The organism is Achromobacter sp. GbtcB20, from assembly GCF_019091095.1.
Lineage (GTDB): Bacteria > Pseudomonadota > Gammaproteobacteria > Burkholderiales > Burkholderiaceae_B > Achromobacter > Achromobacter mucicolens.
This window is the reverse complement of the sequence record NZ_JAGXJZ010000334.1, coordinates 1-350: the sequence shown is the minus strand read 5'-3', so window position 1 is coordinate 350 and position 350 is coordinate 1. Positions and strand designations below refer to the sequence as shown.

At 72.3% G+C, this 350-nt stretch carries 1 protein-coding gene; it reads left to right on the top strand.

All coding sequences use genetic code 11. The features are described from left to right. The coding region (locus KVT32_RS29225) for a methyl-accepting chemotaxis protein (RefSeq protein ID WP_254637075.1) at window positions 1-350 on the top strand (350 nt) is incomplete at both ends.

The window sequence follows — 350 nt, the reverse complement described above, 5'->3', positions numbered from 1 at the left end:
CCAGATCGCACAGGGCAATGCCGAACTGTCGCTGCGCACCGGCCGCCAGGCCGACGCGATCCGCGCCACCGTCGCCTCGATGGCCGCCCTGACCACGACGGTGCGCCAGAACGCCGAGCACGCGCGCAGCGCTGACGTCCTGGCCGGCTCCGCCTCGAACGTGGCCGAGCGCGGTGGCGCCGTCGTCGGTCAGGTGGTCGAGCGCATGGCGGCGATCGACGCTTCTTCGCGCCGCATCGCCGATATCACCGCAGTGATCGACGGCATCGCCTTCCAGACGAATATCCTGGCGTTGAACGCGGCGGTCGAGGCCGCACGCGCCGGCGAGCTGGGGCGCGGCTTCGCGGTCG